This is a genomic window from Kitasatospora sp. NPDC101155, assembly GCF_044768305.1.
In the GTDB taxonomy this organism is placed as follows: domain Bacteria; phylum Actinomycetota; class Actinomycetes; order Streptomycetales; family Streptomycetaceae; genus Kitasatospora.
In genome coordinates this window covers 1-14,712 of record NZ_JBIWPN010000098.1, presented here as the reverse complement: position 1 = coordinate 14,712, position 14,712 = coordinate 1, and the positions used below count along the sequence as shown (strand labels likewise).

Here is a 14,712-nt window from a genome sequence, read left to right as displayed (position 1 = left end):
TCCCGTACCAGTGAAGTCAGGATGATCAAGAGATCGCAGAGTGACCCGATTTTGATCCGCCGTCCGTGGCCCTCAATTCACCCGTTGCCGACAGGCCTTCACCGTGAACCGGCAAGGTGGAATGATCAAGAGATGACTGAGGCGAATCACGGGGACGAGCGCGCCCTTCGGCGCGAGAGCGCGCAGATCGTCAACGAGATCGCCCAGGAGCTTCGCACGCTGGACAACGGGACGACCTGGTTCTCCAGCCTCTCCCTGGCAGGCCGCCGGGAGGTACTGCATGAGGTCGCCGGCTACGCGATGCAGGCACACACCACGGCCCAGGACGGCCGTGAGGGGGTCGCACGATCCGGAGTGAAGCCCACGGCGAACCCCTCGGTGATGATCTGCATGGACCCGCCCCGCTACGGGTTCTCGCACCTGCCCGCCGACGAGCACGTGAAGGCGTTCCGTGTCCTCGTCTGCGTGTTCGCCGTCGCCGACACCCGCCGCAGGAAGACGTACTGCAAGGGCACCTGCGGACACCCATGGCACAACCTGCCCACCCCAGCCCAGGAGCCGTGACAACAGCACGCTCATCGCCCCCCACGCTGGGCAGAGCTTCTCATGGAGAACACGAACCTCCCACCACGGATCGGCGAGCCTGCAGGCCAGCGCGGGCCTGGCTTTGTTCATGAGAACGGGCAGCAGATGTTCACCACTTCGGGAGGCACCCCTGCCCGGCCCTGTTCGATTGCGGCAGTCTCGGAGAGTGGGTATCGGTGCCCTCTGCCAGTCGGCTAGAACAGACCGGCGCGCATGTGCTGCGTGAGGTTCTCGGGGACTTGGCGGAGCCACGGGCTGCGGACGGCCGGCAGCCGGACCAGGGTGTGCTGGAACACTCCCAGGTCGGCCCGGAACAGGCGACCGGGGTGCAGCGCGGGCGCGTCGAAGTCGTCACGGAGGACGCCGTCAGGCAGGCTGCCCGACATGGGAACGGGCAGGTCCGGCTCGGGGGAGACCATCCACCGCCATACCCCGAACGGCAGTGGCACCCGGTACGCCGAGCCGGCTGGGGTCCAGACTTCCCCTGTCTGCGGATGGGTCGGAACGAGCAGGATGTCGGCGTCCGCGCCGGGTGCGGGGTGTCCCGGTCCAGTCAGGACGGCGCGCCGCGCCGATGGGCCGGCGGGCAACAGGGCGTCGAGGGCGCGTTGGAACACTTCCTTGACCAGGCCTTCCGGGACGGTCACCGGTCCGCCTTGCGAGGCCGCCAGCAGGTGTGCGAGCGCCCGGCCGGCCGCCGCCTCCCACTGTGGGCTCCATGACCAGTAGTGGCTCGTCCCCCGCCGCGATCCCCACGTGGCGATCGGTTCGAACGGCGGCGTGCCCGCCCATTCCTCCGTCAGCTCTTCCCAGGAGCGCGGTGCGGCGTCGGCGCCCTCGACGGGGAGGCGGCACACGGCGTCCGGGGCGAGCCATACGGCTTGCCAGAGAGAGCAGTCGTCGATCCGGATCGCCACGGGCAGGCCGCACGCCTTGCAAGCCATGTTGGGGCCGTCTGCTCCGTCAAGGCCACAGCAATAGCCTCCGCTCTTCTCCGGGATCAGCAGGGTGCCGCAGGCGTCGCCGGGTGCGATGACGATCGCGCCAGGTGCGCCGTCGGAGAGGCCGTAGACAGGCGCGTAGATGCCGCGGGCCGTCGCCTCGTCCGGATCGATCTCCTCCCACCTCCGCCAGGGTGACCCCGAGGGTTCCAGTTCCACGGCGAACGTGCCCGACTCCATGAGCACCGGAAGCTGGATCCCGTTCCCGTACTTCTGATGGGCGTGGACCGGCAGCGCGACCTGGGACAGCGGGTTGGTCAGCTCGGCGCCGCACCCAGCACACACGAAAACGAACAAATGTCCTCCGCTAGAGAAGCAGCAAGGGCATCGTCACAGCTTCGAGGTAGACCGGCCAACATGTTTATTCATGCCTGTTGAGCCGAGCACCGCCACGGCGTGAAGCATCACCGTTCGAATCCTCAACACGCTCTGGTGCCTCCCGAAGTGGTGAACATCTGCTACCCGTTCTCATGAACAAAGCCAATAGCTGGTACTCGGCGGCCGGGCATGCGGTTCGGGTGATGGGCGTCGCCGGTTTCTTCCTGGTCTCCCAGACGCCGCAGATAGCCGGAGGGAGCGGGCGCCACCGGGGCACGGGCGTAGCGGGTGCCCCCCGTCACCGGCTTCGGCCGGGCGCGGCATGCCGGTCATGGTCCGCCCGGGCCCCAGTCCGGATGATCAGTGTGTATCCGCGGGATGTGCGGGGTTCAGGTACGGGGTGACACCGGAGTACGACATGCCCAGGGAGGCGGTGAGCAGCTCGATGTCGAGTTGGTGGGCGAGGGTCAGGAGCCGGGTGGAACGCAGAATCCGCGGGAGGAGGCCGACTGGGGCGAGGCTGTCGCGGATGTGGGCGGGGCCCGCGGGTGCGTGGGTGGTGGTGGTTCGGCGGGTGGTCAGGATGTGGGGGTTCGTCGTCGCCGTCTCGGCTCTGTGGTCCAGACAGTGCCGGAGTGCTGTCCAGGTCGCGCTGTCCAGCGGGGTGGGGTGTGGTCGGCCGGGGAAGTGCAGGGTCCGGCGGTCGGGGTCGACGGCGTCGTCGGTGAGGTGGCGCAGCTCGGTGGTGGTGGCCGCGTGCAGCAGGGCGGCCAGGCCGATGAAGGCCTCGTGGGGGTGGGTGTCGGGGTTGCGGGTCCAGCGCTGGTAGAGGGCGCGCTGGTGGTCGAGGGTGAGGGTGGGGCCGCGGAACCCTCGGTGCTGCGGGGCGTCCAGCGGTGCGGTGGGGTCGTGGAGGACCAGGCCGGTGCGGTGGGCGTGGGCGAAGAACTGGCGCAGGCCGGCCAGGTGCGCGGCACGGCGGCGCGGATTGCGGGCCAGGAACGCTTCCACGTCGTGGGTGCTGACGCTCGACCAGGTGCTGGTGCCCTGGCCGTGCAGATGCAGGGCGAGGTCGCGGACGGTGGTCAGGCGCACCTCGGCGGTCCGTAGTTGCTTGGGGCGCAGGCCGTGCTTGGTGGCGTGGGCACGCTGGGCCAGGAGGTGGTCGGCGAAGGCCTGGGCTGCAGGGCGCAGCGGGTCGGGGGTGGCGTCGAGGCGGCGCTGGCGGCGGGCAGCGGCGTGCAGGTCCTCGGTGTCGGTTTCGGGGGTGGGTGGGAGGTGGCCGTGGGTGGTGAAGAAGTCGGTGAGGGCTTGGGCGATTTGGGGGTCGTGGTCGTGTGCGCGGCTGAGGAGCGCGGCCGGGGTAGGGGCGGGGGCGTGGTGGAGAAGTCGGGCGGTGCGGGCGATGACGTCGCCGGCGTACACGGGATTTCGGTGGGTGGCGAGGTGGTGGGCAAGGTCCTGCCACCACAGTGGGACGTCGGTGAGGCGGCGGGCCCAGCCATGGGCGCGGGCGGTCACGGTCCGGGCCGAGCGCTGGTAGCAGGACTTGCACAGGCCCTTGATCCACTGACCGGGTCGGCCGCAGGCCTCGCAGGTCGGCGGTGGCAGGGTGGTGTCAGGGTTGCGGGTGTGGCAGGGGCGGCAGTGCTGGGTGGCGGCGTCCAGGATCCGGCGGCGGCCGCAGCGCGCGCAGGGACCGCACGCGGGGCGGCCGGCCGCACGGCGTTCACAGGCCGCGCACTGATCGGCGGTGGCGCTCCGGGTTTCCCCGCAGCCGGGACACGAGCGTGAGCACCAGGCGCAGCGAGACGTGTCGGGGCGCAGCCGACGCTGAAGGCTGCAGCCCGGGCAGCGGCCCTGCACGGCACTCGGGGTACCGGTCGCCATCGGGGGTTTCTTACCTCTTCTGCCGGGTTCGGTCGGGCGAGTTGCCGACGACCGGCGGCTGCAGGCGGGTTGGGCGCAGGAACAGCGAACGTACGGGTGTGGGGGGCCGGTCGTGGTTCACAACGGTGGCAGTGAGCGCCGCAACGGGCCGGTGGGCTGGGCGGCCTGGCCGAGGACCGGCCTGTCGGCCGGCGGCATCACGGCTGGTGCCGGATCCGACAGTGCGGAGCCCGTCTCGGTGCCGGGGTGTTGGAAAGTGAGGAGGTCGGCCGGGGTGCAGTCCAGTGCGATGCACACAGCGGCGAGGGTGGTCAGCTTCAGCTGGGACGGCTGCTTCGTGAACAGGACGGACACCGAGGCCGGGGACAGGTCGAGGCGGGCGCGTTCGGCCAGCAGGCGGCGCAGGTGGGCGGCGGTCCACACCCCTCGCTCGGCCGCCGTCATCCGCAGCCTCCACTCCACCACCGGCCCTGCCTCAGGGGCCGGGACCGTCGATGGGGGCGAGGACGTCGTGCGTGTGTCGGTCATCGGATTCCTCGCTCCGGTCAGCTGGCCAGCGCGGTGAGGGCGGTGGCGGTGGCGCGTTGCCAGGCGTCCTCGACGAAGCGGGCCGAGGGTTTGACGTAGGCCATGGTGGAGGCGATGTGCCGGTGACCGAGGAGGTGCTGCACGGCCACCAGGTCCATCCCCCGCTCGTAGTTGTGAGTCGCGCAGGCCCGGCGCAGCGCGTGCGGGGCGAACCGCTCCGAGGCCGGCCCGGCTTCCAGGTCCAGGAGCCGGGCCAGGCGGTCGCGCACGGTCTCCGGCTTCAGCGGGGCGCCGTCGGGGTCTGAGAAGAGCGTCGTGGTGCCGGGAAACAGAGGGCGCACGTCCGCCAGGTACCAGGCGAGGACCCGGTCCAGACCGTCCAGCATCGGCGTGAAACGCGGCCGGGGCCCGGAGGCGTTCGCGGCCTTGCCGAACCGCACGTGCAACCGGCCCGAAGCACCCTGCGCGACGTGGACGTCGCACCGGTCCAGCCGGACCAGCTCACTGACCCGCACCCCCGAGTGGTACAGGGTGCGCAGCACCGCGTAGTCCCTGGCCGCGGCGCGGTAGTCCTCGGCGGTGGCGACCTGGTCACGGGCGAAGGCGAAGAACGCGGCCACACGCTCGACCGTGGGCGGGACTGGCACCCGAGGCGAGTCGTCGCCGGTGTGGCGGACCCGGTTGTAGCGGTCCACCGGATTGCCCGGGCGGACACCGAACCGGGTATAGATCTCCGTCTCATGGCGCTCGCGCAGGAACTCCAGGAACGAACGCAGCGCTTGCACGTACAGCCGGCGGGTCCCCGGGGCCCGCCCCTGGGCCACCAGGTCCCGGACCATCACATCGACCTCTTCGGGACCGATCTCCCACACCGGCCGGTCGAAACGGGCCAGCACCCGCGCGAGGAGCGAAGCGTAGCCGCGGATCGTGGTGGGGGCGAACCCGCGTACCACCCACGTCGCCTGGAACGCTTGTGCGCACGCGTCCTGGAACGCCCACGGATCCGGGCTGGTTGCAGGGTCTGGGCCCGGTTGCGTGCCGCCGCCGCTGATCAGACACAGATGCCGCCCCGCCATCAGTTCCCGGCCCCTCATTTCCCAAGACGCGCGTTCAGGCAGCACCTGAAAACCATCGGCACCGCCGCACGGGTTAACGAGCCACCGAAGGAAACGCAACGCCACCGGCGAAACAACCCCGCATCCCACACCATTCGCGGGACAGCCATTGGGCTTCGTCGCAGACCAGGACGTGGAAGGAGCGGGTGAGGGCGTCTTTGAGGACGGTGTCGAACTCGATGGGCCGCAGCGGTGGTTCACCGGGGAGGGCGAGGGCGCGGAAGAGTTCGTGGCGGATGTCGCGTGGGGTGGGGCGGGCGCGGAAGGCGACGCGGTAGGTGTTGCGGGGTGCGAGGTGGCGCAGTGCGGCGTTGACGGAGAAGGACTTGCCGTTGCCGGCGGCGCCGGAGAGGACCATCATCGCGCGGGCGTCGAGGGTGGCGGCGATGTTGTCCTGGGTGGTGCGCAGTGCTTCGGTGGCGACGACGCGGGCGCCGGCGAGGTTGAGGTAGTGGTCGGCGCGCTCGGGGGGCAGCATGCCGGGGCGTACGGCGGGCGCGGTGGTCATGGTTCTCCTGCCTGGGTGCCGGGGCCTGTGGGTGTGGAAGTGGTCTTGGTGGTGGGCCTGTGTCCGGCCCGGTCACCGTGGTGGGTCGGTTTCGGCGGGTTGTGGGGGGTGTTGGTCGGATGGGTTTCGGCGGGTCTGGCTGGTGGGCCGGGGCATGACCCAGCCGTCCGGGAGCGGGGTGTGGGGGATGAGTCCGGGCAGGGCCAGCGCCCGTAGGTCCCGGCCGTCGGCCGCCGCCAGTTCGTCCTCTGCTTCCGCCGCTGTGAGTGCCTGGAGTGGCTGGGGGGTTCGGGCGGTGGTAACGGCCGCGAACCGTTCGGTGCGGAGCTTCTCGGCGGCGGTCAGGGCCTTCCTCAGTCGTCGCTGTTCGGCCGATCTGGTGCGGCGCACGGCGGCCCGTTGCTCGTCGGAGGCGGCGTCGGCAAGGTGGGCGGCGCCCAGGTGGGCTCCGGTGATCGCGTCGACGACCTCGATCTCGTGGGTGTGGTGGGGCAGATACCGGATGCGGACCTTGATCCCGTCGTCGGCCAGGCCCTGCATCCACTCGCCGACGTAGTACCGGCCCCGCCAGTACACGCCGCTGGTGGTGAGCGTGCGGGCGGTGCCGTCGTCCTCCAGCGTGAACGCCCACAGCTGCCCGGGTTTCGGGTCCTCGATCGGTGTGGGGTCCTCCAGCCACGCCTGCAGGGGGGTGCGGCCGGCCAGGGCTGGTGAGGTGTGCTCGATGTTCCACCAGCGCACCCAGTCCAGCAGCAGTTGAACGAACGCGGTGAAGGTCAGCGGCGCGGTGTCGTCCTTTGCCTGGTCGCGGCGGCGGACGGAGGCGGTGGGGGCGTGGGTGTAGCGGGGCAGCGAGGCGAAGAACATCCGCTCCGCGCACAGATTGAGGTTCTCCACCGTGCCTTTCAGGTGCGGGGTGTAAGCGGGCAAGTCGTGCACTGGGACGGCGAAGGCGCCGAGAGCGGCGCTGACGGTGCGGGAGAGGAAGTCCTTCCCGCGGTCGATCCGCACCAGGGCTGGCAGGCCGCCGATCGGCCCGTAGGGGCCGTCGGGTTCGTCGCGGGCGATCGCGGTGCGCAGCGCCGCCAGGATCGCGTCTCGGGACGGGGTGTGCGGGGTGATCGCGACGCCGGTGACGACGTCGTGGGCGCAGTCGATGAACCAGGTCACCCACGGACACACGAGCTCGCCGTGCAGGTCGACCTCGACGGGGACGTGTTTGTGGTCGCCTTCCCAGCATGCGTTGCGCCACTGTCGGGGCCGGCGCAGATGGACGTCGTGACGGCGCCGGGCCCGCTCCCCGCCGACCAATGCCGCGCGCTGGCCCGGGTTGAGGTCCCGGCGGATCGCCCGGTGCAGCGTCGCCAGCGAAGGTACCGCCGCAGGAGAGGGTGCACCCTCGTGGTCTTGGTCGCCCACGTCGTTGGTGTCGTCGGCTCCGCCCACGGCGCAGGCCTCGGCGAGCAGTTCACGGTGGACCGCGGCCGCGTTCCCGCACCACAGGACCAGCCGGGCGTGCAGCTGCGGAGTGACCGTGAAACGCTCCCGCTGCCTCGCGCCGGTCCTTCCCTCGGCACGAGCCGCGGCCAGCCAACGCCACACCGTGCGCAGCGACACCCCCACCGCGTCCGCAACCAGCCGCACATGGCTTGTTGTCAGCTCTCCCCGTGCCTCCAGAGCCAGCAGTTGGTCCACCGCCTGCTGCCGCGCGAGAGCCACCGGCACCACCGGCCCCGTACTCGCGGGCCCGTCCTCCTCCGGCACGAGCGCCACCTCCACTCCCCCGGTCACGGGGTGTCCGTGCCCCTGCACGCGGGTGTCCTGGATCCAGGAAGCCGGAGTCTGCGCAGGCCTGACACCGCAATCGGCATTCCGCTGACACCAGGGCGGAGCGTGCGGTACAAGTGCGGGCGCGGCAGCGGGCAGTGCCTACGGGTTGGCAGGGAGGAGCTGAACTAGGCCGACCCAGGTCTGCTCATTCACCCGGGACGGGCGGCATGGACCTTCCGGCTGCCGCGGACAAGGCAGCGGGCGCTTGATCGGGCAGGTCGCCTCTCAAGTACTCGACTCCCGAGTCGGCATGGCTGTTCACCGGCAGACTGGGGCCATGACCTCCTCCTCGGCGAACCTTGCCCCCGACCCCGTGCGCCGCCTCCCACCGGAGACCGACGGCAGCCTCGCGGACACCTTGTGCCGCACAGCCGCCCAGCTCGACCTCTCCCTCCCCATGCCAGGGGACAAGTGGGAGCGTAAGGCGGAGTTCAGCAACGACGGCCGGCGCGTGGTCGTGCTCGTCCTGCGCGATGAGCGCGGCTACTGGGTGCGCTGCCATAAGCAAGGCGCTTGGCTCGCGACCGGAGTGACTGCGGAGCTGATCGCCGTGGTCAGGGCCGCGGCCGCCTGGATGGGCGGTGCGGGCCTCGAACAGACCCGGGACGTCGCCCCGTTCATCCGGTTCGGGGACTGGGCCGTCGCCCACGAGCGCGAGCCGCTCGACCCGGTCGAACTGGCCTGGTGTCACAAGCTCGACTCCCTCCGCCTGTCGCCATGGGACCGCAGCCCCCGCAACCTCGCGCTCCTGGAGGCGGCTTACGCCCGGCCGGAACTGCGTCGGCTGACACCGGTCACCAGCCACTTCATGCTCTGGTTCTCCACACGCGCCCATTTCCCGTATGCCCGGGTCGGGTATTCGATCGATCCACACCCTGACGGGCGATATGTCGTACGAGACAAGGGGGACGTCGTCGCACATACCGCGAGCCCCGAGGAAGCCGTTGCCCTCGTGGTGGCCGCACTGCCCATGGACATCGGCCCGGCCCGCTGACCAGGGCGCACCGGGGGCCGAACCGTCGCCGCTGTCGCGCCTGAGCGCGCACAACACCGCCCCGGCACCAAGCCGGCCGATTCCATGGGGAACTGCATCAGGATGTCACCGGACAACGTCTTTTGGTGTCACCACACATCCGCACCTCGATGACACCTGGTCCTCCCCTACCTACCCCGTACCGCCGTAGCAAGGAACTGGTGACACCAGCTGCTCCCCCAGTGACAACAAACCGCAGATTCGCAGCCGGACTCGACTGGGCGCGGGTCTGGGCGAAGGGGCACGGCGGGTCGCTGGCGGCGCCCGCGCGGGCCTCGGTAGGGGGTTACGCCATCGGGACGTGGCTGTCGGAGCTGCGGGCAGCCGCGCAGGTGTCGGCCGGCCAGCCGGGCGCGCTGGCCCCGGAGCGGCACCGGGCGTTGGAGGAGATCGACCCGTGGTGGTGCCCGGTCTGGCCGATCACCTGGCAGCGCGCCTACGCCACGGCCCGGCAGTGGTGGCTGGCCTGCGACGGGCGGGTCGACTGGGCGCAGCTGCCCGCAGACACGGTGTTCGAGGGCGAGCAACTCGGCCGCTGGGTGCGGGCGCAGCGGGCAGGCTGGCCGGGCCTGGAGCAGGATCAACGGGACCTGCTTGCGGCGATCGGCATCGAGGAGGACCAGGAGCTGGCAGCCGCGCGGGCGGACTCACTGCCCCCGGGGACGAAGCTCCCCACCGCGGGGCAGCGCCCGGCCGCGCCTCGCGGGTGAGAACGGGTCAGGAGCGGCGCCGCAAGGAGCGGGTGCCCGAGCCTGCTCGGCAGCCGGCGGCTTATGCCCGACCGGTCGCTGGTGGTGTGCCGGTGCGGGCGGCTCGGCGAGGCCGAGGTCGAGCGAGGCGATCGGGAACTCGGGGGTCTGGGTGGGCAGGACGAGGTCGGCGACCCTCAGGATGGCGTCGCAGATTTGTCGGCTGCGCGGGTCCAGGGTGACAGGCGGGCTGGCCACCAGCACGCCGCGCACGTCGGTGACCGGCACGCGCACCCGTGTCACCCGGGCGAGATCCTCCGGTAGGACCCACAGGTCGTCGGTCCGTAGCGGGTGGTAGGTCATGTCGAGCCACCAGCTACCGGACGCCATCGCGGCGATGACGCGGCGGCTCTCCTCGAAGATGTGCGGGCTCGGCTCCGCAATGGCGAACGCCGTCACGAGCACGTGGGTCCCGCCGGTCGGCGGGGTGCTGAGCGTGAAGCCGGCGTCAGCCAGGCGGTCGGCGACGCTGCGCGCCACGGATCCGGTGCCCAGGACCGTGACGAACTCAGGTCTCACGATGTCCCCCTCAGTACCGCTGACGCGCAATTTGAAGAACGTATGCAGGGCGCGGGCGCCCGGCGAAACCGAACCACCGCTCCATGACGCCGACGGTGGCAGCGTGCTGGAGCGGAAAGCTGCTCTGGGCGAGTGGTGTCGGGTGCCGCGCGGGTGACGGCAGCGGTCACCCGCGCGGCACCGGGCGGTCAGGCCGAGACGTGGTACCAGTAGCCGCCGGTTTTCAGGGTCACGTAGTGGACGTTGGTGTTTGTTTCCTTCGCCTCGTACATCATGTCGGCGCCGGTGGTGGGGTCGGTGCCGGCGTAGAGGACGACGTGCACGGTGTTGTGGGCGTCCGTGCCGAAGTACTCGACGTCGCCGGGGCGGCGCTGGGACTCGGTGATGGGGGTGAGGTGGCTGTCCAGGGTCTGCTTGGTGGTGTCGCCGCCGTTGGCGAGGTCGATGCCGGCGCCGAACCAGAAGGCCGCGCGCACCAGGCCCGAACAGTCCAGGCCTGTGGTGGTGTTGGCCGCGCAGGGCTGGGGCCCGGTGTATTGGTCGCAGGTGCCAAGGGAAGGGCCGGGGCCCTCGCCGCGCAGCGAGTGGCCGCCGCCCCATACGTACTTGACGCCCAGGTAGGACTTCGCCGCGTTCAGGACCTTGGTGGGGTCGACGGCGCCGCTGGGCAGCGGGGTGGGGGTGCTGGTGTAGAGGGCGTTCTTGACGGCCGTGCCGGCGATGCCGTCGATGGTCAGGGCGTGAGAGGCCTGGAAGTTGCGCACGGCCGTGTCGGTGGCCGGGCCGAACTGCCCGTCCACGGTGAGGCGGCCCGCGTTGAAGGTGTTGAGCATCGTCTGCAGGGTCGAGACGCACGCACCGCTGGCGCCGGTCTGGAGGTCGCCGCACTGGGTGCGCAGGTCCACGGTGCCGGAGGCGGCGGCCGCCGCCGCGTCGAGCGCCGACTTGGTGGCCGGCCCGACGATGCCGTCGACACTCAGGGCGTGCGCGGCCTGGAAGCTGCGCACGGCCGTGTCGGTGGCCGACCCGAACTGTCCATCCACGGTGATCTGCGCACCGGTCAGGTTCAGCTCCAGCTGGAGCTGGGTGACGCAGCCGTCGGACTCACCCTGCTGCAGATTGGCCGGGCAGGCCGAGGAGGTGAGGGGAATCGGGCTCGGCGCGGCCGCGGCGGATGCGGCCGAGGCGGTGTACGCGCCGACGCCCGTCAGCACCGACGCCAGGGCCAGGGCCAGCGACAACCGGCGCCGGGTGGGAAGGAGGGTACTCACAGAAGGCTCTCCAGATTCATGATGATTCGCAAGGGAGGACAGGGGGCTTCACCCCCTGGCGCTCGGCGTGCTCGACGGGCAGATCCAGACGATCCGTATCGCGATCAACCCCGACAAGCCGGGGGCATGTAAGCCCCCGGTTGCGGATGCCTGGGCGATCTCCCCCGAGTTGCAACGGGCACGGCGGCAGCCGGACACGGACCCGGGCGCGTGCACCTTCAAGGACGCCGCCGAGTGGCCGATCTCTTACCCGCGGTGCAGCAGGCTCTTCGAGCTTCGGCCGGACCTCGGCGACGAGTAAGCGAACGCCCCCGACGCCACCTCGTCAAATCTCAGTAATTAACGTATCGTCAATAACGACCAAAGCTGCGCTCGGACGCATCATTCGCGCCCGTAGCCGGTCGACCGCGCATGGTTCAGTTGCTGGTGGGGACGGCGCCGTAGCACTCGCTCAGCCAGTGGCCGTTCCAGATCTGAGTGTTGCCGCTGATGTTGATGAGCGACATGATCGAGTCGCCGGTGTGGGGGCCGATGATGCCGTCCTGGGCGAGCTCGTTTTCGTGCTGGTACTGGACGGTTGCGTTGTAGGTGGCGGGCCCGAAGTCGCCGTCCACGTCGAGGGGGGTCTTCGGCTGGAGATAGACGTTCTCGGCCCACTGTGCGCAGGCGACGCCCAGGCCGCCGCTGCCCCGCTGCAGAGAGGGCAGGCCGGTGGCGGCGTGGGCGCTGGGAACCGCTGTGACCAGCATGGCCCCTGCGGCCACGAGGGTGGCGCCGGTTGTCGTGATCTTCCGGATCAGGTGCATAGTGTTCTCCTGCTTGTTGTTCGAGGATTGATGCGGCATCGGTGTGAAGGTGCGGTCGCGCAGTACGTGTGCCGGGCCGTCGCTGCGCGTGGCGTCACGTCGAAGACCCATTTGGTGATCGGCGGGCGGGACTGTGGGCGAAGTCACCAGTTGGTCGGCAAGGCGCCATAGCAGTCGCTGAGCCAGTAACCCTGCCAGAACTGGTAGTTAGCCCCTGGGTACGTGTTGAGAGTCACCTGGATGCCGGAGGCGATCGCACCACCGGTCCTGGGGCCCACGATGCCGTCCGCCTGCAGTTGCATCGCGCTCTGGTAACTGTGCGTCAAGTTGTAGGTAGCGGGCCCGAAGTCACCGTCCACCGCGATAGCCGTGCGCGGGTCGTCGAAGAACTTGTTTTCCTCCCACTGGATGCAGGCGACCCCCAGGCCGCTGCTGCCCTGGCGAAGGGAAGGCTGACCGGTGGCAGCCTGGGCGCTCGGCACCGCCGTCACCAGCAGGATCCCGGCGGCCGCGAGGCTGGCACTGATCGTTGTGATCTTCCGAATGGGGTGCATCGTTGTGTGTCCTTACTGTGGTTTCGCAGTCGTAAGTAACAGCGGACGTCGGCCGGGCCGCTGTTGGGACTGGCAGCTTGTTTCCGAGCGAAGACACCGTGTCGACGAAGGCTTGGCCAGTGAGCTGCACCGCAAATGTCGCCGCACGTCGGCGCCGCGAACCGCGGCGGACACGCTCTCCGGCAAGGTTTGCCGGACGTGTCAGAGCCGACCGTCAGGAGCTTGTGGGCAGGTACTGGTAGCAGTAGTCGGCGCCGTTGCCACGGTCTTGCTGCCAGATCAGATCGCCGGTCTTCGGGCCGACAATGCCGTCCACCACCAGGCCCCTCTCGGCCTGGAACTGGCGCACCGCCGCGTCGGTGGCCGGGCCGAAGATACCGTCCTGGTCAAGGCCCGCACCGTCCCAGGAGTTGATCGCCGCCTGGACGCACTGAACACCCCGACCGGTGGAGCCCATGCTGAGGGAAGGCGCAGTCGTGGAGGCGTGGGCGCCGGGAACCGCTGTGACCAGCATGGTTCCGGCAGCCGCGAGGGTGGCTCCGGCCGTCGCGATCTTCCGTACGAATCGCATCGTTGTTTTCCTTTGTGAGTGGGGTGACGGCGCGCGCTGTCACCAGTGGTGGCTGCCGGCCCGGCCGCTGCCCTAGAGGCCAAATTCATCGGTGCGTCGAGGAGCCGGAGCGGGGCTTGGCGGAGCCGAGCCTGTTCCAGGCACAGCGGAGAACCAGGGGACCCGGGTGACCATGCTGGTGTTCTGGCTGGTCAGAGCACCAGGCCATTGGACCGGCCAGAAATGGCCGGGCAGCCGGGCACGGTGATGCGGCCTCAGTAGAGTGATCATCTGCCATGAAGGGAAGATCCGTGACAGGAGCGAGTACGTCGAAATGAGCAGCCAGTTCGGTCCCCTGCTTCGTGAGTTGCGGCTTGAGGCGAAGCTGACGCAGGAACAGTTGGCCTCAATGGCCCGGCTGGGGGTGCGGACCCTGCACCGGTTGGAGACCGGTAAGCCCACTGACGCCCGGATGGGAACGGTGAAGCAGGTCGCCTACGCTCTGGCTGATGCCTTGGGGCAAGGTCGCGACGACGTCTTGCAGGACCTATTGGCCGCGTACCGCGGCACGGCCTCCGCTGCTGGGCGTACCACCACGGAGGATGCCTCCGAAGTGCGCGCTCCGTTGAACGAGCCGGTGCCCGGCCCGGTCGCGTTCGGCGTGCTGGCGCCCCGAGGTGCCCTGGCCGACGTTGCCCAGTCGTTGGCACACGATGTGCACAGCCGTTGGATGCGTGAGGAGGAGCAGCGCCGGATCCATGACCCGTTCCCGTTGCCCGTGCGGTGGCGTTCGGCGCCCGAGGGGCTGTTGGACCACTGGGGCAATATCAGTGGTGCTGCTCCCGGGAGCACGTCGGCTCCGCTGCCGCTGGACGGCGAGCTGGCCCAGGTCACGGACGTGTACCGGCGCATTGGGTCCGGGCGGCTTGTGGTGCTCGGCCGAGCGGGTTCCGGCAAGACCGTTCTGATGCTGCGGTTCGTCCTCGACTACCTGGCAGCGCGTTCCAGCGGCGATCCCGTTCCGGTCGTCTTCAGCGTCGGATCGTGGGACCCGACCGTGACCGGGCTGCGCGACTGGCTCATCGGCCGGTTGCTGCGCGACTATCCGAACCTTGCCGCACGTGCTCCCGGCTGCTCGACCCTGGCAGCCGCTTTGGTCGACGCCGGCTGGATCCTGCCGGTGCTCGACGGCTTCGACGAGATCGCCACGGGGCTTCACCGGGCCGCCATGGCCGAACTCAACGCGATATCCCTGCCGCTGATCCTGACCAGCCGCACCGAGCAGTTCGCCGACGCAGTCGCGACCAACGTGCTCAGGAAGGCCGCCGGCATCGAGCTGGCCGACCTGACCACGGACGATGTGAAGTTCCACCCTGCGGTTGGACACTCTCTGTCTACGCCGCGAGGGTGTGACCTTGCCGGTGCCGCCGCCGAATCTCGAGTGGCGTGAGGTAG

16 protein-coding genes are annotated in these 14,712 nt (G+C 70.0%); 5 read left to right on the top strand and 11 right to left on the bottom strand.

The window, feature by feature from the left end; genetic code table 11:
- Positions 1-132: 132 nt before the first annotated feature.
- Positions 133-564: a DUF5958 family protein gene (locus tag ACIRYZ_RS45405; protein ID WP_402955269.1), complete on the top strand. Its 432-nt coding sequence runs from the start codon at positions 133-135 to the stop codon at positions 562-564.
- Positions 565-779: 215 nt separating this feature from the next.
- On the opposite strand, the gene ACIRYZ_RS45400 is transcribed toward ACIRYZ_RS45405, so the two are convergent.
- The 6 genes from ACIRYZ_RS45400 to ACIRYZ_RS45375 all read right to left on the bottom strand — a co-directional run bounded on the left by ACIRYZ_RS45400 (position 780) and on the right by ACIRYZ_RS45375 (position 7,640).
- Complete coding sequence (locus tag ACIRYZ_RS45400) at positions 780-1,883, bottom strand: hypothetical protein (RefSeq protein ID WP_402955266.1); 1,104 nt, start codon at positions 1,881-1,883, stop codon at positions 780-782.
- Positions 1,884-2,264: 381 nt separating this feature from the next.
- Positions 2,265-3,794 (bottom strand): integrase, encoded by a 1,530-nt coding sequence (locus ACIRYZ_RS45395; RefSeq protein WP_402955264.1) that lies wholly within the window; start codon positions 3,792-3,794, stop codon positions 2,265-2,267.
- 117 nt (positions 3,795-3,911) lie between these two features.
- On the bottom strand, positions 3,912-4,238 hold the full coding sequence (locus ACIRYZ_RS45390) for a helix-turn-helix domain-containing protein (RefSeq protein WP_402955262.1): 327 nt from the start codon (positions 4,236-4,238) through the stop codon (positions 3,912-3,914).
- Between the two features lie 101 nt (positions 4,239-4,339).
- Positions 4,340-5,275, bottom strand: a complete 936-nt coding sequence (locus ACIRYZ_RS45385; protein ID WP_402955259.1) for a tyrosine-type recombinase/integrase — start codon at positions 5,273-5,275, stop codon at positions 4,340-4,342.
- A gap of 196 nt (positions 5,276-5,471) precedes the next feature.
- A complete protein-coding gene (locus ACIRYZ_RS45380; RefSeq protein WP_402955256.1) occupies positions 5,472-5,945 on the bottom strand; it encodes an ATP-binding protein in 474 nt (157 codons plus the stop codon).
- A gap of 72 nt (positions 5,946-6,017) precedes the next feature.
- Positions 6,018-7,640: a Mu transposase C-terminal domain-containing protein gene (locus ACIRYZ_RS45375; protein ID WP_402955272.1), complete on the bottom strand. Its 1,623-nt coding sequence runs from the start codon at positions 7,638-7,640 to the stop codon at positions 6,018-6,020.
- Between the two features lie 412 nt (positions 7,641-8,052).
- Here ACIRYZ_RS45375 and ACIRYZ_RS45370 point away from each other — a divergent pair, with 412 nt between their 5' ends.
- Positions 8,053-8,769, top strand: a complete 717-nt coding sequence (locus ACIRYZ_RS45370; protein WP_402955254.1) for a DUF6193 family natural product biosynthesis protein — start codon at positions 8,053-8,055, stop codon at positions 8,767-8,769.
- A gap of 221 nt (positions 8,770-8,990) precedes the next feature.
- Positions 8,991-9,518 (top strand): helicase associated domain-containing protein, encoded by a 528-nt coding sequence (locus tag ACIRYZ_RS45365; RefSeq protein WP_402955251.1) that lies wholly within the window; start codon positions 8,991-8,993, stop codon positions 9,516-9,518.
- Here ACIRYZ_RS45365 and ACIRYZ_RS45360 read toward each other — a convergent pair.
- Positions 9,456-10,076 (bottom strand): hypothetical protein, encoded by a 621-nt coding sequence (locus ACIRYZ_RS45360; RefSeq protein ID WP_402955249.1) that lies wholly within the window; start codon positions 10,074-10,076, stop codon positions 9,456-9,458. The two genes, ACIRYZ_RS45365 and ACIRYZ_RS45360, sit on opposite strands and share 63 nt — an antisense overlap.
- Positions 10,077-10,264: 188 nt before the next feature.
- The gene (locus ACIRYZ_RS45355) at positions 10,265-11,347 is read right to left on the bottom strand and encodes a peptidoglycan-binding protein (RefSeq protein ID WP_402955246.1); all 1,083 of its coding nucleotides are present in this window, start codon (positions 11,345-11,347) and stop codon (positions 10,265-10,267) included.
- 67 nt (positions 11,348-11,414) lie between these two features.
- On the opposite strand from ACIRYZ_RS45355, the gene ACIRYZ_RS45350 reads away from it, so the two are divergent.
- A complete protein-coding gene (locus ACIRYZ_RS45350; RefSeq protein ID WP_402955243.1) occupies positions 11,415-11,648 on the top strand; it encodes a hypothetical protein in 234 nt (77 codons plus the stop codon).
- A gap of 115 nt (positions 11,649-11,763) precedes the next feature.
- Here ACIRYZ_RS45350 and ACIRYZ_RS45345 read toward each other — a convergent pair whose 3' ends face one another.
- From ACIRYZ_RS45345 to ACIRYZ_RS45335, 3 genes are all read right to left on the bottom strand, one after another.
- On the bottom strand, positions 11,764-12,153 hold the full coding sequence (locus ACIRYZ_RS45345; RefSeq protein ID WP_402955240.1) for a peptidoglycan-binding protein: 390 nt from the start codon (positions 12,151-12,153) through the stop codon (positions 11,764-11,766).
- Between the two features lie 143 nt (positions 12,154-12,296).
- Positions 12,297-12,707: a peptidoglycan-binding protein gene (locus tag ACIRYZ_RS45340; protein WP_402955237.1), complete on the bottom strand. Its 411-nt coding sequence runs from the start codon at positions 12,705-12,707 to the stop codon at positions 12,297-12,299.
- A gap of 214 nt (positions 12,708-12,921) precedes the next feature.
- Positions 12,922-13,278 carry a peptidoglycan-binding protein gene (locus tag ACIRYZ_RS45335; RefSeq protein WP_402955234.1) on the bottom strand — a complete coding sequence of 119 codons (357 nt, stop codon included), beginning with the start codon at positions 13,276-13,278 and terminating at the stop codon, positions 12,922-12,924.
- A 313-nt stretch (positions 13,279-13,591) separates the two neighbouring features.
- Here ACIRYZ_RS45335 and ACIRYZ_RS45330 point away from each other — a divergent pair, with 313 nt between their 5' ends.
- Positions 13,592-14,707, top strand: a complete 1,116-nt coding sequence (locus ACIRYZ_RS45330) for a helix-turn-helix domain-containing protein (protein WP_402955231.1) — start codon at positions 13,592-13,594, stop codon at positions 14,705-14,707.
- Positions 14,708-14,712: the final 5 nt, after the last annotated feature.